Origin of the sequence: Mesorhizobium sp. M9A.F.Ca.ET.002.03.1.2 (assembly GCF_003952365.1) — a bacterium.
Taxonomy (GTDB): Bacteria; Pseudomonadota; Alphaproteobacteria; order Rhizobiales; family Rhizobiaceae; genus Mesorhizobium.
On sequence record NZ_CP034443.1, the window covers coordinates 5,520,669 to 5,545,463 of the forward strand.

General features: G+C 63.5%; 21 protein-coding genes, 1 other RNA gene and 1 pseudogene. 7 read left to right on the plus strand and 16 right to left on the minus strand.

What is annotated here, in order from left to right; genetic code table 11:
* Window positions 1-2: 2 nt before the first annotated feature.
* Genes mraY through mraZ form a run of 7 tightly spaced genes read right to left on the minus strand, consistent with a single transcriptional unit; the run spans window position 3 to window position 7,656 of the window.
* Window positions 3-1,085: a phospho-N-acetylmuramoyl-pentapeptide-transferase gene (gene mraY / locus EJ066_RS26775; RefSeq protein ID WP_126042941.1), complete on the minus strand. Its 1,083-nt coding sequence runs from the start codon at window positions 1,083-1,085 to the stop codon at window positions 3-5.
* Window positions 1,086-1,109: 24 nt separating this feature from the next.
* A complete protein-coding gene (locus EJ066_RS26780; protein WP_126042942.1) occupies window positions 1,110-2,543 on the minus strand; it encodes a UDP-N-acetylmuramoylalanyl-D-glutamyl-2,6-diaminopimelate--D-alanyl-D-alanine ligase in 1,434 nt (477 codons plus the stop codon).
* Window positions 2,540-3,994 (minus strand): UDP-N-acetylmuramoyl-L-alanyl-D-glutamate--2,6-diaminopimelate ligase, encoded by a 1,455-nt coding sequence (locus EJ066_RS26785; RefSeq protein ID WP_126042943.1) that lies wholly within the window; start codon window positions 3,992-3,994, stop codon window positions 2,540-2,542. Before EJ066_RS26785 ends, EJ066_RS26780 begins: the two co-directional genes overlap by 4 nt.
* A 54-nt stretch (window positions 3,995-4,048) precedes the next feature.
* Window positions 4,049-5,776 (minus strand): penicillin-binding protein 2, encoded by a 1,728-nt coding sequence (locus tag EJ066_RS26790; RefSeq protein ID WP_245454981.1) that lies wholly within the window; start codon window positions 5,774-5,776, stop codon window positions 4,049-4,051.
* Window positions 5,773-6,165, minus strand: a complete 393-nt coding sequence (locus EJ066_RS26795; RefSeq protein WP_126042944.1) for a hypothetical protein — start codon at window positions 6,163-6,165, stop codon at window positions 5,773-5,775. The genes EJ066_RS26790 and EJ066_RS26795 overlap by 4 nt, the downstream gene beginning before the upstream one ends.
* A gap of 4 nt (window positions 6,166-6,169) precedes the next feature.
* Complete coding sequence (gene rsmH / locus EJ066_RS26800) at window positions 6,170-7,201, minus strand: 16S rRNA (cytosine(1402)-N(4))-methyltransferase RsmH (protein WP_126042945.1); 1,032 nt, start codon at window positions 7,199-7,201, stop codon at window positions 6,170-6,172.
* A complete protein-coding gene (gene mraZ / locus EJ066_RS26805) occupies window positions 7,198-7,656 on the minus strand; it encodes a division/cell wall cluster transcriptional repressor MraZ (RefSeq protein WP_126042946.1) in 459 nt (152 codons plus the stop codon). The genes rsmH and mraZ overlap by 4 nt, the downstream gene beginning before the upstream one ends.
* A 430-nt stretch (window positions 7,657-8,086) precedes the next feature.
* Here mraZ and EJ066_RS26810 point away from each other — a divergent pair, with 430 nt between their 5' ends.
* The gene (locus EJ066_RS26810) at window positions 8,087-9,202 is read left to right on the plus strand and encodes a cystathionine gamma-lyase (RefSeq protein WP_126042947.1); all 1,116 of its coding nucleotides are present in this window, start codon (window positions 8,087-8,089) and stop codon (window positions 9,200-9,202) included.
* Between the two features lie 17 nt (window positions 9,203-9,219).
* Here the strand turns inward: EJ066_RS26810 and EJ066_RS26815 are convergent, their stop codons facing one another.
* From EJ066_RS26815 to EJ066_RS26845, 7 genes are all read right to left on the minus strand, one after another.
* A complete protein-coding gene (locus EJ066_RS26815; RefSeq protein ID WP_245454982.1) occupies window positions 9,220-9,516 on the minus strand; it encodes a type II toxin-antitoxin system RelE/ParE family toxin in 297 nt (98 codons plus the stop codon).
* A 2-nt stretch (window positions 9,517-9,518) separates the two neighbouring features.
* Complete coding sequence (locus EJ066_RS26820; RefSeq protein WP_126042949.1) at window positions 9,519-9,794, minus strand: type II toxin-antitoxin system ParD family antitoxin; 276 nt, start codon at window positions 9,792-9,794, stop codon at window positions 9,519-9,521.
* A 184-nt stretch (window positions 9,795-9,978) separates the two neighbouring features.
* An RNA gene (rnpB, locus tag EJ066_RS26825) (RNase P RNA component class A) lies at window positions 9,979-10,376 on the minus strand.
* A gap of 60 nt (window positions 10,377-10,436) precedes the next feature.
* Window positions 10,437-11,168 (minus strand): transglycosylase SLT domain-containing protein, encoded by a 732-nt coding sequence (locus EJ066_RS26830; RefSeq protein ID WP_126042950.1) that lies wholly within the window; start codon window positions 11,166-11,168, stop codon window positions 10,437-10,439.
* 184 nt (window positions 11,169-11,352) lie between these two features.
* Complete coding sequence (locus tag EJ066_RS26835; RefSeq protein WP_126042951.1) at window positions 11,353-12,120, minus strand: N-acetylmuramoyl-L-alanine amidase; 768 nt, start codon at window positions 12,118-12,120, stop codon at window positions 11,353-11,355.
* Window positions 12,117-12,836, minus strand: a complete 720-nt coding sequence (locus EJ066_RS26840; RefSeq protein WP_126042952.1) for a DnaJ family molecular chaperone — start codon at window positions 12,834-12,836, stop codon at window positions 12,117-12,119. The genes EJ066_RS26835 and EJ066_RS26840 overlap by 4 nt, the downstream gene beginning before the upstream one ends.
* 291 nt (window positions 12,837-13,127) lie before the next feature.
* Window positions 13,128-13,328, minus strand: coding sequence for a hypothetical protein (locus EJ066_RS26845; RefSeq protein WP_126042953.1), 201 nt, complete (start codon window positions 13,326-13,328; stop codon window positions 13,128-13,130).
* Between the two features lie 179 nt (window positions 13,329-13,507).
* On the opposite strand from EJ066_RS26845, the gene EJ066_RS26850 reads away from it, so the two are divergent.
* Genes EJ066_RS26850 through EJ066_RS26860 form a run of 3 tightly spaced genes read left to right on the plus strand, consistent with a single transcriptional unit; the run spans window position 13,508 to window position 19,244 of the window.
* Complete coding sequence (locus tag EJ066_RS26850; protein WP_126042954.1) at window positions 13,508-17,209, plus strand: hydantoinase B/oxoprolinase family protein; 3,702 nt, start codon at window positions 13,508-13,510, stop codon at window positions 17,207-17,209.
* A 32-nt stretch (window positions 17,210-17,241) separates the two neighbouring features.
* Complete coding sequence (locus tag EJ066_RS26855; RefSeq protein ID WP_126042955.1) at window positions 17,242-18,540, plus strand: DUF3419 family protein; 1,299 nt, start codon at window positions 17,242-17,244, stop codon at window positions 18,538-18,540.
* Window positions 18,537-19,244, plus strand: coding sequence for a class I SAM-dependent methyltransferase (locus EJ066_RS26860; RefSeq protein WP_189644371.1), 708 nt, complete (start codon window positions 18,537-18,539; stop codon window positions 19,242-19,244). The genes EJ066_RS26855 and EJ066_RS26860 overlap by 4 nt, the downstream gene beginning before the upstream one ends.
* A gap of 4 nt (window positions 19,245-19,248) precedes the next feature.
* Here EJ066_RS26860 and EJ066_RS26865 read toward each other — a convergent pair.
* A pseudogene (locus tag EJ066_RS26865) lies at window positions 19,249-20,630 on the minus strand (serine hydrolase).
* A gap of 335 nt (window positions 20,631-20,965) precedes the next feature.
* Here EJ066_RS26865 and EJ066_RS26870 point away from each other — a divergent pair.
* Entirely contained in the window at window positions 20,966-21,763 is a 798-nt protein-coding gene (locus EJ066_RS26870; RefSeq protein ID WP_126042956.1) for a GH25 family lysozyme, read from the plus strand.
* 80 nt (window positions 21,764-21,843) lie between these two features.
* Complete coding sequence (locus EJ066_RS26875) at window positions 21,844-23,022, plus strand: lytic murein transglycosylase (RefSeq protein ID WP_126042957.1); 1,179 nt, start codon at window positions 21,844-21,846, stop codon at window positions 23,020-23,022.
* A 6-nt stretch (window positions 23,023-23,028) separates the two neighbouring features.
* Here EJ066_RS26875 and EJ066_RS26880 read toward each other — a convergent pair whose 3' ends face one another.
* Entirely contained in the window at window positions 23,029-23,922 is an 894-nt protein-coding gene (locus tag EJ066_RS26880; RefSeq protein WP_126042958.1) for a LysR family transcriptional regulator, read from the minus strand.
* 131 nt (window positions 23,923-24,053) lie between these two features.
* On the opposite strand from EJ066_RS26880, the gene EJ066_RS26885 reads away from it, so the two are divergent.
* Window positions 24,054-24,785 (plus strand): SDR family oxidoreductase, encoded by a 732-nt coding sequence (locus tag EJ066_RS26885; protein ID WP_126042959.1) that lies wholly within the window; start codon window positions 24,054-24,056, stop codon window positions 24,783-24,785.
* The last annotated feature ends 10 nt before the right edge of the window (window positions 24,786-24,795 follow it).

Genomic DNA, 24,795 nt, shown 5'->3' on the forward strand with positions numbered 1-24,795 from the left:
TCCTATCTGAGCTTCAGGGTCGACAGGCCGACCAGCGCCAGGATGACGGCGATGATCCAGAAGCGGATCACCACCTGGCTTTCGGTCCAGCCGAGCTTTTCGAAATGATGGTGGATCGGCGCCATCAGGAACACGCGCTTGCCGGTCATCTTGAAGTAGCCGACCTGGATGATGACCGACAGGATCTCGACGACGAACAGGCCGCCGACGATAACCAGCACGATCTCATGCTTGGTGGCGACCGCGACCGTGCCGATCAGGCCACCCAGGGCCAGCGAGCCGGTATCGCCCATGAAGATCGCCGCCGGCGGCGCGTTGAACCACAGGAAGCCGAGGCCGGCGCCGATCACCGCGCCGAGGACCACCGCCAGTTCGCCGGTGCCGGGCACGAAATGGATCTGCAGATATTCGGCGAACACCGCATTGCCGGAGAGATAGGCGATCACGCCGAAGGACGCCGCCGCGATCATGATCGGCACGATCGCCAGCCCGTCGAGGCCATCGGTCAGGTTCACCGCATTGCCGGCGCCGACGATGACGAAGCAGGAGAACGGGATGAAGAACCAGCCGAGGTTGATGAGAAATTCCTTGGCGAAAGGGAAAGTCAGCGACGACGAGAACGGCGCCTGGCCGTTGTGCATGATCACCCAGGCGGCGATGCCGGCGATGACGAATTCAAGCCCCAGCCGCGCCTTGCCGGAAAAGCCGAGATGCGATTGCTTGGTCACCTTGAGATAATCGTCGTAGAAGCCGATCGAGCCGAAACCCAGCGTCACCAGCAGCACCACCCAGACATAGATGCTGGACAGGTTCGCCCATAGCAGCGACGAGCCGACGATGCCGCACAGGATCATCAGCCCGCCCATGGTCGGCGTGCCGGCTTTCTTGAAATGCGTCTGCGGCCCGTCGGCGCGGATCGGCTGGCCCTTGCCCTGCCGCAGCCTCAGCGAATTGATGATGGCCGGCCCGAAGATGAAGACGATCAGCGCCGCGGTGATCAGCGCGCCGCCGGTACGGAAGGTTATGTAGCGGAAGACGTTGAAGACCGAGATCTTGTCCGCGAATTCGACGAGCAGTGTGAACATGCGATGCGGTCCCCGGACCTGGCTCTAGGTCTGTTTGGCGGTTGTGGTTACGGCCGGAAATTTGCCGAGCAATGCGTCGACCAGCTTGGAAAACCCGATGCCTTTCGACGATTTGATCATCACCACATCGCCAGGCTTCAGCGCCGACAGAAGCACCAGCTTCAGATCCTCGGCACTGGGGCGATACTCCGTCCTGATCTCGTCGGGCAGGACATCGGCCAGCGCCCGCATTTCCGGGCCGGCGAGGAAGACCGTGCGCGTGTCCGTGCCGACGATGAGACCGGCAAGCGCCGCATGCAGCTTCGCCGAGTGGTCGCCGAGTTCGAGCATGTCGCCGAGCACGGCGATGCGCCTGCCTTCGCCCGACACCGGCGTCGCGTTGAGCAGCGCCATTGCCGCAGCCATCGACGCCGGATTGGCGTTGTAGCTCTCGTCAATCAGCGTGATCGGACCCCGGGGGTGGCGCAGCACATGGCGCTTGCCGCGGCCGCGCTCGGCCGAAAGATCAGCCAGCGCCAGCGCCACCCTGGCAATGTCGGCGCCGACCAGATGCGCGGCACCCAGCACCGCCAGCACATTCTGCACCATGTGGCGCCCGGGCGCGCCAATCCTGGCGGTGACCTCCTGCCCGCCGATTTTGGCGGTGATGACGGAATGGTCGGCATGCAGCACGCATTTGACCAGCTTGAAGGTCGAGCGGGCATTCTCGCCAAAGCCGTAGACATGTTCGACGCCCGCGTCTCTCGCCATTTTGCCCAGCAGCTTCGAGCGCGGATCGTCGCGGTTGAGCAGTGTCGCGCCGCCAGGCTCGAGGCCCTCGAAAATCTCGGCCTTGGCCTTGGCGATTTCGTCCAGGTTGCGGAAGAAGCCGAGATGTGCCGCCGCGATCAGCGTGACGATGGCGACATGCGGCCGGACCATCTTGACCAGCGGCCGGATCTCGTCGGGATGGTTCATGCCGATCTCGAAGACGGCATAGTCGCAATCCGCCGGCATCCGCGCCAGCGTCAGCGGCACGCCCCAGTGGTTGTTGAAAGATTGGGCCGACGCGTGCACCTTGCCGATCGCGGACAACACGTGGCGCAGCGCTTCCTTGGTGGTGGTCTTGCCCGCCGAACCGGTCACCGCGATGATCCTCGCGGTCGAGCGCGCGCGGGCGGCCAGCCCTAGCTTTTCCAGCGCGGCCAGCACATCCTGCACGACGATCATCGGCGCCGTCAGCCGCCCGAGCGACGGCAGCTTGCCCTCGGCGACGACCAGCACGCCGGCGCCGGCCTTGATGGCGGCGGTCGCGAAATCATGGCCGTCCATCACCTCGCCCTTGATGGCGAAGAAGGCATCGCCCGGTTGCAGGCTGCGGCTGTCGATCGAGATGCCGGAAATGCCCTCCGGCATCGAACCGAGCGGCCGTCCACCCATGGCGGCGACCAGATCCTCGGAGGTCCACAGGAAACTCATGCGGCGTGCTCCTGGAGCGCGGAGCGGACCTCCTCATGGTCGGAAAAATGCAGCGTTTCAGAGCCGATGGTCTGGCCTTCCTCATGGCCCTTGCCGGCCACGATCAGCGTGTCGCCGGCATGGAGCATGGCGACGGCTTCGTGGATCGCCCTGCGCCGGTCGCCGATCTCGATGGCGCCAGGTGCAGCGGCAAGGATCGCAGTGCGGATCGATTGGGGCACTTCCGAGCGCGGATTGTCGTCGGTGACGATGACGACATCGGCGAGCCGCGTGGCGATCTCGCCCATGATCGGGCGCTTGCCGCGGTCGCGGTCGCCGCCGCAGCCGAACACGACAACGACGCGACCGGTGGTGAACGGCCGTACCGAGGCCAACACATTTTCCAGCGCATCCGGCTTGTGCGCGTAATCGACATAGACCGGCGCACCGTTGGATGTTGTCCCAACGAGGTCGAGCCGGCCCGGCGCGCCCTTCAATTTCTCCAACGCCATCAGGGCTTTGGCGGCAGGCGTTCCAGTGGAGATGGCAAGGCCCGCCGAAACCAGGGCGTTGGCGATCTGGAAATCGCCGGCCAGCGGCAGATCGACCTCGTGGAGAACGCCATCGACCTCCACCTCGGCACGCTGGCGATGACGCTCGTGCTCGACCCGCTTCAGTCTCAGGAACGCGCCATGACGGCCGACCGTCAGCACGTCCAGCCCCGCCGCCCTCGCCGCCCGGATCGTCGGCTCCGACCACGGATCGTCGGCAAAGATCACGGCCGGCGCGCCCTTCGGCAGCAGCGTGTCGAACAGGCGCAGCTTGGCGCGGTGATAGTCCTCGACCGTCGGATGATAGTCCATGTGGTCGCGGCCGAGATTGGTGAAGCCCCCGGCCGCAAGCTTCACGCCGTCGAGCCGGCGCTGGTCGAGGCCATGGCTGGAGGCCTCCATCGATGCGTGGGTGACGCCGGCATCTGCCAGTTCCCGCAGCAGCCTGTGCAGATCGACCGGGTCGGGCGTGGTCAGCGAGCCATATTCGTTGCGGCCCGGCGCCACCACGCCGGTGGTGCCGATCGAAGCGGCGGCAAAGCCTGACTGCTCCCATATCTGCCTGGTGAAGGCCGCAACCGATGTCTTGCCGCTGGTGCCGGTCACCGCGACCATGGTTTGCGGTTGCCTGCCGAAGTAGCGGGCAGCGCTCAGCGCCAGCGCAAGGCGCGGATCGTCGACGGCGAGAACCGGCACCGGCAGGCCGGCGACGGCGCTGCCCCTGCCAGCCACGATCGCTGTGGCGCCGCGTTCGGCGGCGTCAGCGGCATAGGCCGCGCCATCCGCCTTGGCACCGGTGAGCGCGAAGAAGATCACGCCGGTCTTGACCGTGCGGGAATCCGACGAAATCCCGGTAACCTCCGCATCGAAGGGAGCTGTTCCTTCGACAGGCAGGATACCGGCTAGATCTTTCAGCTTCATCGAACCCCGTTCATCACAACAAAATAGCGCGCAGTTGCCGGCGCGCCCTAAGAATCACTGATAGGAAACCAGCGTTGCGCCATTTTCATGGCTGAAATCTGGCTTTACGCCAAGCATGGAAGCTGAACGTCGGATGATGTTCGCGGCCATGACGCCTGCATTCGAGGCGGCCGTCGCACCCATGCCGGGTTTTTCCGGCTTCGGTTCGTCGGCGATCGTAAGCACGACGTATTGCGGATCGTCCATCGGGAAAGCCGCGACGAAGGCGTTGAAATTCTTGTCCTTTGAGTAGCGGCCGTTGACAACCTTCTCGGCCGTTCCCGTCTTGCCGCCGACGCGATAGCCTGGAACCCTGGCGTTCCTGCCTGACCCTTTCTCGGCATTGAGTGCGTAGAGATAGCGCATGTCTTCGACGGTCTTGTCGCTGACGACTTTCTTGGCCACCGAGATCGCCTGTTCCTGCGCGCGTTTCAGGAATGTCGGCTGGATCAGATAGCCGCCGTTCAGCAGCGCGGCGCAGCCCACCGCCGTCTGCAGCGGCGTCGTCGACACACCGTGACCGAAGGCGATGGTGATCGAATGGACCTGTTTCCAGACTTTGGGCTCGGTCGGGCGGGCGACCTCGGGCAGTTCCGTCTGCATCCTCTCGAGGATCCCCAGGCGATGCAGGAATTCGCGGTGCCCCTCGATGCCCACCGCTTCGGCTTCCTTGGCCGAACCGATGTTGGACGAGTAGATGAACACTTCCGGCACCGACAGCACCCGGGCCTTGCCATGAAAATCATGGATGGTCTGACGGCCGATCCTGATCGGGCGCGAAGCGTCGAAACGGCTTTCCAGCGTCACTTTGCCGGAATCGAGCGCCATGGCGGTGGTGAAGCTCTTCAAGGTCGAACCCATTTCATAGAGGCCGGCCGACATGCGGTTCAAGCGGTCCTTGTCCTGCGCATTGTAGGGATTGTTCGGATCGAAATCGGGAACCGAGGCCATCGCCATCACCTCGCCGGTCTTGATGTTGAGAACGACTGCGCCTGCCGCGATCGCGCGGTATTTCTCCATGCCGGTGGCGACCTCGTCACGCACGATATGCTGGACGCGCAGGTCGATCGAGAGCCGCACCGGCTTCAGATCCTTGGCCACCGCCAGGCCCGACGCCTGAAGGTCGCTCAGCCCCTGTTCGTCGATGTATTTCTCCATGCCGGAGATGCCCTTGTTGTCGATGTTGGTGAGACCGACAATGTAGGATGAGGTTTCGCCGGCCGGATAGAAACGCCGCTTTTCGGTACGGAAGCCAAAGCCGGGAATGCCGAGCTGCATGATGTCAGATTGTTGCTTGGGCGTCAGTTGCCGCTGCAGCCAGACGAAGCCGGCACCGCTCTTGAGCTTGTGGTAGGTCTGCTCGTAGTCGATTTCGGGAAGCACCGTCGCCAACCTCTCGATCGCCTCGTCGGCGTCGACGATGCGGCGCGGTTCGGCAAACAGCGACGCCGTTTTGATATCCGTCGCCAGCACTTCGCCGTTGCGGTCGACAATGTCGGGCCGTGACGCCGTCACCCGGCTCTGCGGGCCGCCGGACAGGTCGGGATTCTGGAAACCCAGATAGACCAGCCGCCCGGTGATGGTCGAATAGATGCCGAAGAAGACCGCCATCGTCATCACGATGCGGGTCCTGCCCTTGCCGCCGGTCGCCTTGCGGGCGCCTTCGACCACAATCGATCCGTCGTCGCCGGATTTGGCACGGCGCTTCAGCAGCCCGGCGATCAATGGAACCCTTGCGATCATTGGACGATGCCTCCGGTCACCACGGGGTCCTTGCCCAAGGGTCCTTCGCCGGAATTGTCGGCCATGCCGCCCAGCCGCTGGGACGAAAGGTCCTCGATGGTGACGGGTTTTGCCGGCAGATCGTCCAGCCCGATGATCTGGCGGGCGTTGACCGGCTCGAGTTCGAGCTGCGATTTGTAGATCTCGGCCAGCTTTTGCAGGCGCGACGGCTGGGTGAGCAGGCTCCAGTCCGCCTTCAGGAGATCGATCGTATCCTCCTCGTAGCGGATCTGCGCCTGGAGCTTGTGCACCGCCGCCAATTGTTCTTCGGCTTCGCGCTTGGTCTTGTAGGTCAGGGCCGCAGCAGAAACCATGACGGCGATAAGGACTATGTCGCTGGTACGAAACACGTGCTCACCTCTCTCCCGGCCGATCGACGCCAGGAAGTTTTGGGTCAGGAAGTTTTGGAAGCCCGAAAATCGAAAAGTCGCCGGCGCGCGCCGGCGCGTCGGTGCGCGCAGCAGTGCGCAGCCTGGCCGAGCGCGCGCGCGGATTGGCTGATATCTCGGCCTCATCGGGCGTTACGCCGCTACCCACCTTTTTGAAGGTGGCGGTGCGCGCCTGCGCCTCGGGCAGGTGCCGCGATCCGGTCGCCGCATCGGCGCGATCAGCTATGAAGCGTTTGACGATGCGGTCTTCCAGGGAGTGGAACGTCACCACGGCCAGCCGCCCGCCCGGTTTCAGCACGCGTTCAGCCGCAAACAGCGCTTTGGCCAGTTCGCCGAGTTCGTCATTGACGAAAATGCGCAGCGCCTGGAAGACGCGGGTCGCCGGATGGATCTTGTCCTTCGGCGCGCGGCCGATATGCGTCTCGATCGCGTCGGCAAGGTCGAGCGTGCGCTCGAACGGACGTTTTTCGCGACGGGCTTCGATCATGCGCGCGATGCGGCCGGCATGGCGCTCTTCGCCGAGAAACCCGAAGATGCGGGCAAGGTCTCCCACTTTGAAACTGTTGACGACATCGGCGGCGCTCAGGCCCGCTTGCGCCATGCGCATGTCGAGCGGCCCATCAGCGCGGAACGAAAAACCGCGTTCCGCCTCGTCGATCTGCATGGAGGACACGCCGATGTCGAGCACGACCCCGTCGGCGCTTTCGACATGCTCGTCCAATGTCGAGAACGGCGCCTGAACGAGCCTGAGTTTGCCGCCCGCTTGTTGTTCGAGGGCACGACCCGCAGCGATCGCATCCGGATCGCGGTCGATGGCGACGACTGAAGCGCCGCTTGCCAGAATGGCTTTGGTGTAGCCGCCGGCGCCGAAGGTGCCGTCGACGATCACCTCGCCGGGTTTGGGCGAAAGCGCCTCCAGCACTTCGGCAAGGAGGACCGGAATGTGACGGGCCGGTCCGCCAACGGCGTGAGGGTCATCGCCGTAGCCCGCCATCATTCCGGTCGCTCCCCAGGCTTCGTCCCCTGCCGAAGCTGCAGAAGCCGGGCGCGTGCTTCCGCCCCATAGGCGGTGAGCCGTCCAGGTTCCCAGATCTGAAAGAAATTGCCGCGGCCGACAAAAGCCACTTCCGCAGCAATGCCCGTATGCTCGCGGATGAAATCGGTCATCGTGATGCGGCCGTCCTGGTCGAGCTTCAGGAAGGCTCCGTCGCCGTGGCAGAAGAACGACATGTCGTCCGCCGTCTGCAGGAAAGGGTCTTCCTGCGCGATGCGCTGCTCGTAGCGATCGAGCAGGTCGAGCCCGCCGACATCCATCGCCGGACGATCCAGGCAGCGCAGCCCATAGAGTTCCGAATAGCCGCGTTTCTGCACAACCGCACGGAAATGCGCCGGAACGGACACCCGCCCCTTCGCATCGACCTTGTTCACCGCGCTTGACAGAAACCGGTCCATTACGCGTTACGGCCGCCTGCGCCGCCGCACCCCTCTGCATCTTCCCGTCCGCGCCGCCGCGGCGCGGTCCCTGTCCAAAACCGACTTCGTTCCGAGGGGCGAAAACAGGCAAACGCGCAGCCGCCGCGGCTGCCCGATTGGCGTACGCTTCACCCTGACGCGGAACGAAGGCTTGAATATCGATATGGGATATCATGGGGCACTATGGGCGTCAACGGGAACAGGCTTCACAAACGCGCGCGCCACCACCGGTGAGAGCAGCTTTGACGGCACTCCCGTCTTTATCGTCTATTAAGCCTAACGAAGCGTTTAGAGCCGCTTGGCCCAACCGGAGCGGCTTGCCGCGGAACGCCGCCACGCATAGCGTCGGCCCGCCTCTTCTTGGTCAGAAACAGATTCTTTTCTCGGTTAGAAACAAGGTTTGAAATCCATGCCCGACACAGCCAGGTCACGCGCCGCGGCCCTTGCTCACCTGCGCCGAGGCAGGCTTGCCAAGGGCGATCCAATTCCGCTGCCCCTAACCATGGCCGCCATTTTTCACGCGCCTGGCGACGCCACCGGCTTCGATCAATACGGCCGCTTCAGCAATCCAACCTGGGGCGCGGTCGAGCATATGCTGACGCATCTGGAAGGCGCACCATGTGTTGGCTTTCCTTCGGGAATGGCTGCGATCTCGGCGGTTTTTTTCGGGCTGCTCAAAGGCGGCGACCGTATCCTGCTGCCGTCGGACGGCTATCACACCACGCGGGCGCTGGCAGAACGCTTCCTCAAGCCTTTCGGCGTCACCTACGATCTCCGGCCGACATCGACCTTCCTCGATGGCGGCTTCGATGGATATCGACTGGCCTTCGTCGAGACGCCCGCCAATCCAGGATTGGATCTCTGCGACATTGCCGCCGTCGCCGAAGCCGTGCACAAGGCGGGCGCGATCCTTGTCGTGGACAACACGACGATGACGCCCTTCGGCCAGCGTCCGCTCGATCTCGGCGCCGACATTGTCATTGCCGCTGACACCAAGGCACCCAATGGCCATTCCGACGTCCTGTTCGGCCATGTCGCCAGCCGCAATGCGGACATCATCGCCGCGGTGTCCGGCTGGCGTGAGACCTCAGGCGCCATTCCTGGCCCGTTCGAAGCATGGCTGGTGCATCGTGGCCTCGAAACGCTGGACGTGCGTTTCGACCGCATGTGCTCCTCCGCCGAAGTGATAGCGCGCCGACTGAAAGACCACCGTGCGATCAGCGGGCTGCGCTTTCCGGGTCTGGAAAGCGACCCTTCGCACAATCTTGCCCGCGCCCAGATGGAGCGCTTCGGCTTTCTGATCTCGTTCGTGCTGGCCTCGCAGGACAAGGCCGAGGATTTCATTAACAACTGCGCATTGATGCAGGCGGCGACGTCCTTCGGCGGCGTCCACACCTCCGCCGAACGGCGGGCGAAAAGAGGCGATGCGGTTGCGCCGGGCTTCGTCCGCCTTTCGGTCGGCTGCGAGCCCGTTGAAGAGCTATGGAAGGCGATCGAGGCGTCGCTGGACAGGATCGGCCGCTAAGCCGCTAAACGGATCGATCAAGGATTCAGGTCGTCGACCTCGATCTTGCGCCGACCGTGCAGCACGCGAACGATTTCGATCGCATCGTCGGCGACGCGATACAAGGTGAGGTATTCGCCGACGACCAGATGGCGGATACCAGGCGCGATATCTTCGCGCGGCGCGCCTGAGAAAGGGTAAGTCGCCAATTGCTGCCACCGGGCTTCGAAGCGATCGAGCAAACGATCTGCCGCGGCCTCGCTATCGTGTCCAACATGAAGCCAGATTGCTATCAGGTCGTCTTCAGCACGCGCCGCCCGGATGATAGGCAGCAAGCTCATGCTGCGTCATCGGATCGCAAACGCCTGCGCGCCTCAGCCTTGATTTCATCCATCGATGCAAACCGTCCCGGCCCGCTGTCGATCCCTTCCTGCACCAGCTTTCGCAACTCCTCGACCGTATAGCCGTGCAGGTCGCGCCGGTCCTTCCATTGCCTGAGTGCGTCGCGGATCACCTCGCTCGCCGAAGCGTATTCGCCGGCGGCAACCACGTCGTCGACCGCCGCCGCCAGTTCGGGCGAAAGCGTGATGCTGCGTTTATCGACTTGGCCCATGATGCGCTCCTGACACTATCCACCCATTGGGATGGTACGATTTAATCGCACCAATTTCAAGAAATGCCACCACGTCTCGCTGCTTCAGGCAAGCTGATTCAGTTTCTGAAGCGCCTGAATCCGCAGGCGCGCCCGAAGACGCAACCTGCTGATATCAGGGAATTTCCTGTAGAATCTGGAAGAAATTGCCAGCTGGCCTGTAAGCCGGGTTCTGTATGGCCCTCGCCCCTTGCGGGGCGAGAACGTGGCGGCCATTCATCTTGGGCGCATGTTGCCATGCGCCTCACGCAACCTACCCGGACGGTGGGCCGGAAACAGCCCCCGAGGGTTTCCCCTCGCACCGTCCCTATTCGGTCTTGCTCCCGGTGGGGTTTACCGTGCCGCTCCTGTTGCCAGTCGCGCGGTGGGCTCTTACCCCACCCTTTCACCCTTGCCACGGTAGACCGTGGCGGTTTGCTTTCTGTGGCACTTTCCCTGGGGTCGCCCCCGCCGGCCATTAACCGGCACCGTGTCTCCATGGAGCCCGGACTTTCCTCACCCGCAGCCTTTCGGCTTCGCGGGTGCGGCCGCCCGGCCAGCTGGCAAGGCGTATAAAGGGGTTCACGCCCAAAAACGCAAACGAAAAAGCAGGTTATGGCTTTGTCAGGCCGGCGCCCCAAGTGCGGCCAACTGTACCTTGACCTTGCCGCAATAGGCCGCGGACACCGGGTTCATGCGCTTGGCGCCATGGCCGGCATTGTATTTGAGGATCGTGCCGCAGGTCGTGCCGCCGCCGAGGTTCCGCGCCATGGCGAGGTATTTCATGCCGTATTTGATGTTGGTCTCCGGATCGTAGAGACCCTTGATCGAACCGCTGTACCCCATCATCCGCGCCGTCGACGGCTTGATCTGCATCAGGCCGATCTCGCCGGCGCTGCCCACCTGGTTCGGCTGGAAATTGCTCTCGATCTTGATGACGGCCTTGGCGAGCGAGACCGGCACACCATTGCTGGCGGCATGACGCTCGATGATCGTCGAGAACTGGCCGCTGCCGCCAGCGGCCGCCGTCGAAGCCGCCTTGCCTTTCCGGCCAATCGACGCCGTCGTCGTCCGGTCCATGCGTTTCCTGTTGCGCTTCACATGCCGCTTGGAGACCGCATTTTTTGCGGAAGCTGGCTTTTTCACTTTTACGCCAGCTTTTTCCGCCTTTGCGGCTGTTCTTTTTACCTTCTTTTCCTTTGCGCCTTGGGCGTCTTTCGGCGCGGCGGTTTTATCGGATGCGGCGATGAAACCTTGGTCTGCCCGCTGATTCAGTGGCGCGCCATTCGCGGCACCGATGGCAAAAGTCATTACGCCGGCAGCAACAGCTGCCGTCAAAACGGTCAATTTCTGCATGTGATCCTGTTCTGTTGGACCGCGCGAAGAGTTTCACGCAGCTACGCTAATTCAACATCGGAACATCTGGGGGGCTGTAGATCCGACAACTTGCACGTAGCGCCTTTGACGGTCGAATTGGCGGCAAAGAAGGCGAAGCAAATCACTTTGAGTAACAAACTGTAACTCGATGAGCAGGAAAAGACTAGCTGGACGGAACTGTCCTTACGGAAGCAACCAACCTTTCCAGCGTGCGGATTGTCGACCCGTCGGCCACGCCATCGACCAGACGCTGCCGGAAATGCCGCTGGAAAGCGTCGACGACGATTTCGGTCTGCCGGTCGAAAGCGCCTGATATCTCCACGCCATAACCGTAGAGCGCCAGCATCGACTGCAACGCCTCGACCTCGGCATTCGCATCGCCGGCCTTCAGCGCCGCGCCGCGCCTGACGGGTGCCGCTTCGACGAGGTGGCCAACACCGGCCTCGAACAGGGCCTTCCAGGGGAATTTCTCGCCGGGGTCGATCTTGCGTCCCGGCGCCACGTCGGAATGGGCGAGCACCCGTTCGGCTGGAATGGAATGGCGCTGAACGATCCCCTTGCACAGGCCGATCACCGCATCGATCTGCCGTTTCGGAAAGTTGCGATAGCCCAGCAAATGCCCCGGATTGACGATCTCGATGCCGACCGAACAGGAGTTGATGTCGGCGCGCCCGAACCAGGAACTCTTGCCGGCATGCCAGGCACGGTCGCTTTCCCTGACCATCTGGACGATACGGCCGTCCTCATGGACGAGATAGTGCGACGAGACCTCGCTGGCCGGATCGCACAGCCAGGCTTCGGCGCCGCCGCCGGTCTTCATGCCGGTGTAGTGCAGCACGATCATGTCGGGCTTTGCCGTCTCGCGGCGTGGACCGAAATTCGGCGATACCCTTACCTCGGCGCTCGGCTCGTCGGGCAGGAAGCCGCTCATGCGTGCCGCAGGCCTCGCTCAATCATCTCATAGGCCGCGTTGATCGCCGCTATCCTGCTCGTTGCGATCTTGATGAATTCCTGCGGCAGGCCGCGCGCGATCAGCCGGTCGGGATGGTTGTCCGAAACCAGCTTGCGATAACGCTTTCGGACCTCCTCGAACGGTTTTCCCCGTTCGATGCCGAGCACGACATAGGGATCGGCCGCACCCAGATCGACGTGCCGCGCCAGAATGCTCTGGTAATGCGCCTCCTCGATCCGGAAGATCTCGGCGATGCGATGCAGAAACTGGCCTTCCCGCTCGTGGACCAGCCCGTCGGCCTTGGCGATGTGGAACAGCCCGTCGAGGATATCCTCCAGCATCACGCAGTTCGAATGGCCGGAGCCGCAAAGCTGCGCCATGCGCTCGGCATAGGTCTCGAATCCGGCAATGTCGCGCTTGGCCAGATCGTAGAGCCGCGCCACATTGCGCGTCTGCTCCTTCGGCACTTCGAATATTTCCTGGAAGGCGCGCACCTCGTCCTGCGTGACGATGCCGTCGGCCTTGGCCATCTTGGCCGACAGCGCGATCATCGCCACCGAGAAAGCGACGCGGCGACGCAAATCCGCATCGCCGGAGAAAACCGTCCGCACAGCCTCGACGACGTCGGCGACACCCGACGAGGCAGAGGACGAAACGCGTGTGATGAAGTCGCCGAGGCGATCCCAAATCGACATAAGCACCTATTAGGGCCAACCGGCCACCGCTATCAAGCGAAGACAGTGCCGCAGGGTCTCAATCGATTTCGCGGACTTTGGCCGTTCGTTGCCCTCCTGACGGCGAGCTTCGGCCTTCTCGGGGAAACTGCGCGGAAAATGCCGGGCTGGGAGGCCCTGGGCGAAAAGGTGATGGGCACGGCCATGCCTTCGCTCTTGCGGTGACGGCGGTCACCGCTTTCGAACGCAAGGCGTGTCCCGAATCCGTCAGAAGGCCGGCGTCATGCCGGCCTTCTGTTCGTTACATCAGAATTACTGCGCGGGCGCAGCTGGCTCTGCCGGAGCCGGCTCGGCCGGCTTCGTGGCGTCAGGGGCCGGCTGCATCGGCTGTTCGGCCGCCGGCGGATTGGTGCTCTGCGTGGTTGTGCTGTCCCCGCCCGTGCCGCTGTCGCTGCAAGCCGCAACGCCAAGCAGGGCAAGCGCCGAAACCGACGCAAGAATGAGTTTCTTCATAACATCTCTCCTCTAATCACGCCCCCGCTACCGGTGACGATCGAGGACAAAATGCATCAGGCGCCTATGAGTTTCGTAACGTTGCATTTCCGTATGTAACATCATCCGCTTTTGCCGTTGCCGGCCAAGCCACGGCGAATTAACACATTGAATCAATAAAATGCCTGGGAGCAGCTGCCGTGACCGCCAAATGGGACTTCTGGATCGACCGTGGCGGCACCTTCACCGATGTCATCGGCCGCGACCCGGAAGGCGCGCTGCACCCGCGCAAGCTGCTGTCCGAGAATCCTGAAGCCTATGCCGACGCCGCCATCCAGGGCATTCGCGAGTTGCTCGGATTAAAATCCGGCGCTCCGATCCCGTCCAGCCTGATCGGCGACATCAAGATGGGTACCACCGTTGCCACCAACGCGCTTCTGGAGCGCAAGGGCGACCGTGTGCTGCTGCTCATCACCCGAGGGTTTCGCGACGCGCTGAGGATCGCCTATCAGGCGCGGCCCGACATCTTCGCCAAGGAGATCATTCTTCCCGAACAGCTCTACGAGCGCGTTATCGAGGTCGACGAGCGCGTCCGCGCCGACGGCCGCGTCGAACGGCTGCTCGACGTCGCCGCCGTTCGCCCCGCCATCGAACAGGCCAGGGCCGACGGCATCGATGCCGTGGCGATCGTCTTCATGCATGCCTGGAAATATCCCGACCACGAAAAGGCTATTGCGAAAGTCTGCAGAAAACTGGGGTTTAGCCAAGTCTCGGTCAGTCACGAGGTCTCGCCGCTCGTCAAGCTGGTCGGCCGCGGCGACACCACCGTGGTCGACGCCTATTTGTCGCCGATTCTGTCGAGATATGTGCAGAAGGTGGCGAAGGAACTTGGCACGGCGCCAATCTCCCCCCTTGTGGGGGGGATCGGCCATTCCCCCCGCCTCATGTTCATGATGTCGTCGGGTGGCCTCACCGCCGCCGACATGTTCCAGGGCAAGGACGCGTTGTTGTCCGGCCCGGCCGGCGGCGTCGTCGGCATGGTCGAGACGGCGAAGCTCGCCGGCTTCGACAAGGTCATCGGCTTCGACATGGGCGGCACCTCCACCGACGTCGCCCACTATGACGGCGACTATGAGCGCGCCTTCGACACCGAGGTTGCCGGCGTGCGCATTCGTGCGCCGATGATGCGCATCCACACCGTCGCCGCCGGCGGCGGCTCGATCCTGCATTACGAGGCCGGCCGCTTTCGCGTCGGGCCGGATTCGGCTGGCGCCAATCCTGGCCCGGCCGCGTACCGGCGCGGCGGCCCGCTGGCCGTCACCGACGCCAATGTCATGCTGGGCAAGCTGCAGCCCGGCTTCTTCCCGGCCATTTTTGGACCCGGCCAGAACGAGCCGCTCGACGTGCAGACCGTGCGCGAGAAATTCGCGACGCTGGCCGCCGAGATCGGCGACGGCAGATCACCGGAGGCTGTCGCCGAGGGGTTCGTCACCATCGCTGTCGAAAACATGGCCAACGCCATCAAGAAGATTTCCGTGCAGCGCGGTTACGACGTCACCGAATATCTCTTGAACTGTTTTGGTGGCGCCGGTGGCCAGCATGCCTGCCTCGTTGCCGACGCACTCGGCATGGAAGCGGTGCTGCTCCACCCCTTCTCCGGCCTGCTGTCGGCCTATGGCATTGGGTTGTCCTCGGTCTTTGCGTCGCGCCAGCAGGCGCTGCTGAAACCGCTGGCGGAAGACTCCAGGCCAGCAATCGACGAGCTCATCGCGACATTGCGAAAAGCCGTCATCGACGAGCTTGCAGCACAAGGCATCGACGAGGACGCCGTCACCTCGAAACCGGTGCTGCAGGTCCGCTACGACGGCACCGACACCGCGCTGCCGGTGAATTTCGAGCACGGCTCGATCGAACGGGCCAAGGGCGATTTCGAAACGGCGCACAAGGCGCAGTTCGGTTTCGTCTATGACGACAAGCCGATGATCGTGGAATCGGTCGGCGTCGAAGGCATCGACACCGGCGGCGCCGGCCGCGAGGAAAGTGATTCAGTCCTTGAGGATATGGCCGCAAACCCTTCGGAGCGCCGGCAAATCTTCACCGACGGCATCTGGCGCGATGCCGGTATCTTCCGCCGCGAGGCGCTCAAACCGGGGCACAAGGTTGCCGGCCCTGCCCTGATCATCGAGCCGAACCAGACCATCGTCGTCGAGCCGGGCTGGCAGGCCGGGATCACCGGCAGGAACCATGTGCTCCTGCGCCGCATCGAGAAAAAGCGCCGGCAGGCGGCGCTCGGCACCGGTCTCTCCGGGAAGATGGGGGCCGATCCGGTCATGCTGGAGGTCTTCAACAACCTGTTCATGTCGATCGCCGAACAGATGGGCGTGACGCTGCAGAACACCGCCTATTCGGTCAACATCAAGGAACGGCTGGATTTCTCCTGCGCCGTCTTCGACCGTCATGGCGCGCTGGTCGCCAACGCGCCGCACATGCCGGTGCATCTCGGCTCCATGGACCGTTCGGTTGAGACCATCATCCGCCTGAACTCGGGCGACATCCACTCCGGCGACGTCTTCGCCCTCAACGCGCCCTACAATGGCGGCACGCATCTGCCTGATATTACGGTTGTGACGCCGGTTTTCGAGGAAATGCGTCCGATCTCCCCCCTTGTGGGGGAGATCGGGCAATCGCCGAAGATCCTCTTCTACGTCGCCTCGCGTGGCCATCATGCCGACATCGGCGGCACCGCGCCCGGCTCGATGACGCCGCTCGCCACCACCGTCGACGAGGAAGGCGTGCTGTTCGACAATTTCCGCATCGTCGATCGCGGCAGGTTTCGCGAGAGGGAACTGGAAACGCTGCTCACCGACCATCGCTGGCCCGCGCGCAATCCGCACCAGAATATCGCCGACCTCAAGGCGCAGATTGCCGCCAACGAAAAGGGCGTCGCCGAGCTGCGCAAGATGGTCGCGCATTTCGGCCTCGGCGTGGTCGAGGCCTATATGGGCCATGTCCAGGACAATGCCGCCGAGAGCGTGCGCCGCGTGCTGGAGCGGCTGCCCGACAGTTCCGTATACGAGTATCCGACCGACACCGGCCAGGTCATCAAGGTGAAGATATCGGTCGACCGGCAGAAGCGTGAGGCGACCGTCGACTTCGCCGGCACGTCGCCGGTCATGAAGAACAATTTCAACGCTCCCGAGCCGGTCGCCCGCGCCGCCGTGCTCTATGCCTTCCGCGTCATGGTCGAGGACATGATCCCGATGAATGCCGGGTGCCTGAGGCCCATCAACATCGTCATCCCCGATGGCTCGATGCTGAAGCCCGCCTACCCAGCGGCTGTCGTCGCCGGCAATGTCGAGACCTCCCAGCATGTCACCAACGCGCTGTTCGGCGCCATGGGCGCGATGGCCAACGCGCAAGGCACGATGAACAACCTCACCTTCGGCAACAAGCAATACCAGTATTACGAGACGATCTGTTCCGGATCGCCGGCAGGCCGGATGAACTCCGGCCGCGGCTTTGCCGGCACATCCGGCGTCCACACCCACATGACCAATTCGCGTCTCACCGACCCGGAAGTGCTGGAACTGCGTTTTCCCGTCCTGCTCGAGGATTTCCACATCCGCGAAGGCTCGGGCGGCAAGGGCAAATGGAGTGCCGGCGACGGCACCCGACGCACCATCCGCTTCCTCGAAAGAATGGAGTGCGCCATCCTGTCCTCGCATCGCAACCGCCCGCCGCAAGGCCTGGACGGCGGCGGCGATGGCGAGGTCGGCTCGACCAAGGTCCGCCGGCAGGACGGCACGGTCGAGATGCTGAAAGCCTGTGACCAGACCGTGCTCGACGCCGGCGAGGCCGTCATCCTCACGACACCGACGCCGGGTGGCTTCGGCAAACCCTGAGCTGGCATCAACAAGACTGTCACCCGCCTGTCATGACCCTGCGCTACCCGCTTGCGTCAGAGCAAATGGGGAATCACCTTGCCATGACGGACGTTTCCGCAGATCTGGTTTTTCGCCGCGGCAAGGAAGTTGGCAAGGCCGTCTATCAGAATCGCCCCCTTTCCAGGGCCGGTGTTTCCGAACGGCTCTTCGCCTTTCTGTTTTCCGGCCTCGTCTATCCGCAGATCTGGGAAGATCCTGACGTCGATATGGAGGCGATGCAGCTTGGCCAGGGCCACCGCGTCGTCACCATCGCCTCGGGCGGCTGCAACATCCTCGCCTATCTCACCCAGTCGCCGGAAAGGATCGACGCCGTCGATCTCAACGCCGCCCATATCGCGCTGAACCGCATGAAGCTGGAGGCGGTGCGCCATCTGCCGTCCCAGGGCGACCTGTTCCGTTTCTTCGGCGCCGTCGACACCAGCCATAATTCGGAAGCCTACCACCGGTTCATCGCCCCGCATCTCGATCCGGTCAGCCGTCATTATTGGGAGGGCCGCAACTGGCGCGGCCGTCGTCGCATCGCCGTCTTCGACCGCAATTTCTATCAAACCGGGCTGCTCGGCCTGTTCATCGCCATGGGCCACCGCACGGGCAAATTCTTCGGCGTCGATCCCGCCGGCATCATGAAGGCGAAAACCGTTGCCGACCAGCGCCGCTTCTTCAACGAGGAACTGGCGCCCGTCTTCGAAAAGCCACTGCTGAAATGGGCCACCTCGCGAAAAGCCTCGCTGTTCGGGCTCGGCATTCCGCCGGCCCAATACGATTCGCTGATCACCTCGGGTGACGGCACCATGGCCAGCGTGCTGAAGGCGCGGCTCGAAAAGCTCGCCTGCGATTTTCCGCTAGAGAACAACTACTTCGCCTGGCAGGCTTTTGCCCGTCGGTATCCCAATCCCGGCGAAGCGGCTCTGCCCGCATATCTCGAAAAACGCAACTACAAGACGATCCGCGACAATGTCGATCGCGTCGCCATCCACCATGCCAATCTGATCGAATTCCTCGCCGGCAAGGATGCCGGTTCGGTCGACCGCTTCGTCCTGCTCGACGCGCAGGACTGGATGACCGACGCCCAGCTCAATGCGCTGTGGGCCGAGATCACCCGCACCGCGTCCACTGACGCCCGTGTCATCTTCCGCACAGCGGCCCAGCCCAGCCTGTTGCCCGGCAGAATCTCGAATTCGCTGCTCGACCAGTGGAGCTATGAGGATCAGGCATCCCGCGCGCTCTCGGCCCGCGACCGCTCGGCCATCTATGGCGGCTTCCACCTCTATGTGAAGCGCGCCGCATGAGCGCGACCGAACTGCCGGCCAGGCACGACGAACCGCAGGCCGGGCACGGCGAACCGCCGGCCGGGCATGCCGAACTGATGGACGGCGTCTACCGCTGGCAGCGCCATATCTATGACCTGACCCGCAAATATTACCTGCTCGGCCGCGACAGGCTGATATCAGGGCTGGATGCGCCCGTCGGCGGCACGGTGCTCGAGCTTGGCTGCGGCACCGGCCGCAACATTGTGCTTGCCGCCCGCCGCTATCCCGGCGCCCGTTTCTACGGCCTCGATATTTCGGCCGAAATGCTGGAGACGGCCAACGCTGCCATTGCCCGTGAAGGCCTGTCCGGCCGCGTTACGCTGGCGCGCGGCGACGCCACCGATTTCGATCCAAAAGCCCTGTTTTCTGTAGAAAGTTTCGACCGCATTTTTGTCTCGTACTCGCTGTCGATGATCCCCGGTTGGGAAAAGACGGTTTCAGCGGCACTTGCGGCCCTGTCACCTGGCGGCTCGCTGCACGTCGTCGATTTCGGCCAGCAGGAGGCCCTGCCCCGCTGGTTTCGCACGCTGCTGCGCGGCTGGCTGAGAAAATTCCACGTCGAACCGCGTCAGTCGTTGCGCACGGTTCTGGAATCGGAATCCGAGCGGATCGGCGCGGGCCTTCGGTTCAGAACACTGTATCGCGGCTATGCGTGGCTCGCCGTTGTCGGACCGCGCAAATAGCTTTCTAATGCAGCGCCTTCGCCAGCGCCGCCACCATCGTTTGCGGCCGGTAGCCGAGCTTGGCCGGCGTCAGGCCGAGCCGTACCACCACCAGCTGCTCCGAGGGGATGATGGCGACCGTCTGCCCGTCATGGCCTTCCATCCAATAGGTATCCCCAGGCAGGCCCGCGGCGGCGCCGGCGCCGGGGCTCTCCTCGTCGCCCGGCCCTTCGATCCACAATTGGCCCTGGCCATAGACTTTCGAGGCGGGTGCGGCTTCCCGCATCCAGCCGACGAAGCCGGCAGGCAGGATTTCCCGGCCGTTCCAGACGCCGTCCTGCAGCAGGAACTGGCCGAAGCGCGCCCAGTCGCGGGCTGTGGCGTAGAGATGGGACGAGCCGACGAAGGTGCCGTGCTCGTCGGTTTCCAGCACCGCGCTCTGCATGCCGAGCGGGGGTCGAACAGTGCAACCCTTGGCCACGCCAGCGCTGTGTCCCTGTCGCCGATCGCATCCTGCCAAAGCCTGGACAGCATCACCGCCGTGCCGCTCGAATAGGAAAACACTTTGCCCACTTCGCCGGTCAGCGGCTTGGATTCGGCAAAGCCCGCCATATCAGGCTCGAGATAGAGCATCCGCGTCACGTCGGTGACGTCGCCGTAATCCTCGTTGAACTCGAGCCCGCTCGACATCGCCATCATGGCGGCGAGGCTGATGGCGGCGCGGCCGTCCGTTTTCCAGGGTCCGAACAGCCCCTGGTTCGTCATCGCCATCTTGCCGTCCTTCACCAGCGTGCCGACGACCGCGGCGTTCACCGTCTTGGTCATCGACCAGCCGAGCAGCGGCGTCTTTTCGGTAAAGCCGGCGCCATAGCGCTCGGCGACGATGCGGCCGTTCTTGACCACCACCACCGCCCGCATGCCGGTGCCGGCGAGCGCTGCATCGTCGAGGATTTTCGCGATTTCGGGGTCCTGCGAGGCGTCGACCTTGTCGCCGTCCGGCCAGAGCGCGTCGAGCGGCGGTGCCGGCGTCAGCGCCGGCCCGGTAATTGCTTTGGCCGTGGCGATGTCGCCATCCGGAACCGACGTGCAGCCGAGCCCGTCGCGAACGACCGCGACGCTTTTGCCGAACACACCGAACAGCCCCGCCCAAACCGTGCCCTGCTCCTTGTCGACGGAGATCCTCATCAGCCTGAGCAGCGGGTGGCCCGGCGCCTGCACGTCGACGGCGAGCACCTCATCGGCATCGCGTCCAGCGATAAAGACATTCGAGCAGACGATCTTGGCCGAATAGCCGGAGCCGAGACGGATCAGTTCCGGCGGCGCAATGTAAAGCCAGGCGGCGAGTGCCGCGACCGCCAGCATGGCCAGCCCGAGCAGCCATTTGACGAGCCTCAGAGCAATCCGCATTTTTCCGACTCCCCGGACGCTGATTCATGTCATCGATTTGCCGCCATTGCTTCGGCAAAATCGCGGCTCTTGTCGAGCGCCGTCAACGGAATATCAACCATGATCGGCGATCATAGGGATGCATGTCCCCAAAAGCATGCCCTCGGGCCTGACCCGAGGGTACGCAGCGGTTTGGGGATAACGACGTGCACAAAAACAAAGATTAAAGCGCGTCCACGCGACGCGCTTTAAGATACGGGCGATCCTGTGGGGCGATCGCTCGAGGGGTTTCGGTCGAGGGGCCACCTGCAGCAACAACCCATCAGCGGCCGGCTGAAACCGGTTCAGGAGTAGCGATGCGCCGTTTCGCGGTCCTCATCATGCTGACGCTGCTGGGCGCCTGCTCGACCGTCGACGATCTTGCGCCGTCGCTGCCTTCATCTGGCGCCCCGACCGTTGCGGTGCGCGCACCCCGCTTCGACGACTCCGATCCGCATGAATGGGACAGCGGCGCGCCGTGGAGCTATGCCGTTCACGGCACCGACGTCTCCAAATACCAGACCTCGGTCGATTGGCCGGCGGCCAGGGCCAGCGGCATCTCCTTCGTTTTTATCAAGGCGACGGAAGGCGGCGATCGCTTCGACGAGTATTTCAACGAGCATTGGAGCCGCACCAGAGCCTCGGGAATCCCCCGCGCGGCCTATCATTTTTACTATTTTTGCACGCCGGCCGCCACGCAGGCGCGCTGGTTCATCAGGAACGTGCCGAAAGACCGTTCGGCAATGCCGCCGGTTCTCGACATGGAATGGAATCCGCAATCGCCGACCTGCAAGCTGCGGCCCGATGCCGCGACGGTTCGCAGCGAGATGAGCACATTCCTCGAAATCGTCGAAAACCACTATGGCAAGAAGCCGATCATCTACACCTCGATCGATTTCTTCGACGACAATGGCCTGTCGGCCTTTCGCGGCTACCCCTACTGGCTGCGTTCGGTGGCCGGCCACCCGCGCGAGAAATACGGCAGCCACCCCTTCACTTTCTGGCAGTACACCGGAACCGGCGTTGTGCCTGGTATGAGGGGCAACGCCGACATCAATGTCTTCAACGGCTCGGAAGCCGCATGGAACAAATGGCTGCGGCAGAACACCCGTTGACACCGGGCCTGCGGCCTGCTTTTCGACACAGCCAATGAAGGACGCCTGCAACCGCTGGCGATCTTCTTGGAAGGATGGCGATGCGATTGCGCTTGGAAATTCTCGCGGCGGTGCTTCTGGCCGCCACGGCGGCGCCAGCGGTGGCACAGCAATGCGGCGGCGATTTCGAGGCATGGAAGCAGGGCGTGGCGGCGGAGGCCAGGAACGCCGGCGTCGGCAATGCCGGCCTCGAGGCGCTGGAAGACGCCACCGCCGACGAAAAGGTGCTGGCGCGCGACCGCGCCCAGGGCGTCTTTACCCAGACCTTCATCGAATTCTCGAACCGCATGATCTCGGCCTATCGGCTGAAGCAGGGCGGCGCCAATCTGAAAAAATACGCCGACGTCTTTGCCCGCGCCGACCAGCAATTCGGCGTCCAGCCGCCGATCATCGCCGCCTTCTGGGCGCTGGAAACCGATTTTGGCGCCGTGCAGGGCGATTTCCACACGTTGAGCGCACTGGTCACGCTCTCGCATGACTGCCGCCGCCCGCAACTTTTTCGCCCGCAGATCGTGCCGCTGCTGACACTGATCGATCGCGGCGTGGTGCCGACCGACGTCACCGGCGCCTGGGCGGGGGAAATCGGCCAGACTCAGATGCTGCCGTCCGACTATCTCAACCGCGGCGTCGACGGCGACGGTGACGGGCTGGTCGACCTGCGCAGCAGCGCGCCTGATGTGATCATGACTACGGCCAACAAGATCATGTCGCGCGGCTGGAAACGCGACCAGCCCTGGATCGAGGAAGTCCGCGTGCCAGACGATATGCCGTGGGACCAGACCGGCCGCACCAACAAGCTGCCGCTGACGCAGTGGGCTGAGTGGGGTGTCACCAACCCGAACGGCACGCCTCTTGTCGACAACGGCCTGAAGGCAGGTCTCGCGCTGCCCATGGGGCGCAAGGGGCCGGCCTTCCTCGTCTACGACAATTTCGACGTCTATCTCGAATGGAACCAGTCCTTCACCTATGCGCTGACCGCGGCAAATCTCGCCGCGCGGCTGGCGGGCGCGCCCCAATTCGATCCGCGCAATCCCGAACCGGGCCTCAACGGAGACCAGATGAAGGCGCTGCAGACAAAGCTCGAAACCAAAGGCTATGACGTGGGAACAGTCGACGGCATCCTGGGCACCAACACCCGCGAGGCGATCCGCAAGGAGCAGACCAGGCTCGGCCTGCCGGTCGACGGCTGGCCGACGCCGGAGTTTTTGGCGAAGCTTTAAAGCGGGTCATCGCCTGGCAAGCAGGAAATCGATGAAGACACGCAAGGCCGGCGGAACCTGCCGGGAGCTCGTATGATATAGGTAAAAGCCCGGAAATCGGGGCGACCAGGCGTCGAGAAAACGGATGAGCTTGCCGGCTTCGATCCACGGCCGAACCTGGTGTTCCAGCATGTAAGCGACGCCGACCCCATCCAGGACCGCCCTGATCATCAGTTCCGTGTCGTTGACCGTCAGACCGCCGTTCACGGCTAGTTCCAAAGCGCGTTGGCCACGCGCGAACTCCCACCGATAGATGTTGCCGCCGCCGGGCCACTGGAAATTGATGCATTGGTGATGATGCAGGTCTGCGGGATGACGGGGGATGGGGCGATGCTCCAGGTAGCTGGGCGCGGCCACCGCGGCCATCTCCAGATCCTCGCTGAGTTTCACCGCCACCATGTCCTTATGCAGCCGCTCACCAAGCCTGATCCCGGCGTCGAATCGTCCCTCCACAATATCGGCCAGCATGTCGTCGACGATTATGGTGAGGGCAATATCGGGATAGGCGCGGCGGAAATCGCCAAGGATGGGAGCGATGAAACGCATGGCGGCGATGCGTGGAACGTTGATGCGCAGCGAGCCTGCCGGTCGATCGCGTGATGCATGCGCGTCGGCGACGGCCCCTTCCAGTTCGCTGAATGCCGGTGCGAGGCGAGCAAACAGCGTTTCGCCCGCTGCGGTCGGTGACACGCTGCGGGTCGTTCGGTTGAGCAGCCGGACACCGACACGCTCTTCCAGCCCGCGTATCGTCTGGCTAAGCGCTGGCGGCGAAACCCTGAGCTTGGTCGCAGCGCGGACAAAGCTGCCCTCCTCGACGATCGTCGCAAACGCCTTCAGCTCGGAAAACTCGCTCCCTCGCATTATATACTCCAGGCTTAACAAGCCTGTTCGATAATAGGCTATTATATGAGCAATAGCATGCCCCTAACTTGCACGTGGGACGTCGCTCGGTTTGGAGCGGCCGTAGCCGGACGAGAAAAGGGACAGCAGCTATGTATCATTCGCTTGAAGGCAAAACCGCGCTCGTAACGGGCAGTTCGCGCGGCATCGGACGCGCCATCGCCGAGGGGCTCGCGGCAAACGGCGCGGCCGTGGTCGTCAACTATGTCGGCAACGAGAAAGCCGCTCAGGAAGCCGTTGCCGCCATCCGCGAGAATGGCGGAAAGGCTGTCGACATCCAGGCGGATATCTCCAGCGTTTCCGACATCCGCCGGTTGTTCGGTGAGGCCGAAAGGCAGATGGGGCCGATCGACATCGTCGTTGCCAATGTCGGCGTCGCCGTCATAAAGCCGCTGGTCGAAGCCACCGAAGCCGACTTCGACCACGTCTTCGACGTCAACGCCAGAGGCACCTTCTTCACGCTTCAGGAAGCGGCGCGCCGCGTGCGCGACGGTGGCCGCATCATCGCCGTCTCCACGGGCGGCACCAAGATGTACTTCACTCAGACGGCTCTCTATCTCGGCAGCAAAGGAGCCGTCGAACAGTTCGTCCGCGTTCTGTCGCGTGAACTCGGACCGCGCGGCATCACCGTGAATGCGCTTTCGCCAGGCTTTACCGACACCGACCTGCTGCCCGAGCGGGATCGCGCGATCGCCGCCGGCATGTCGCCCTTCGGCAGGATCGGAGCGCCACGCGACGTTGCCGATGTCGCGGTTTTCCTCGCCTCCGACGAGGCCCGCTGGCTGACCGGCGAGAACATCCAGGCCGGCGGCGGCGTGGCTTAGCCACCTATCG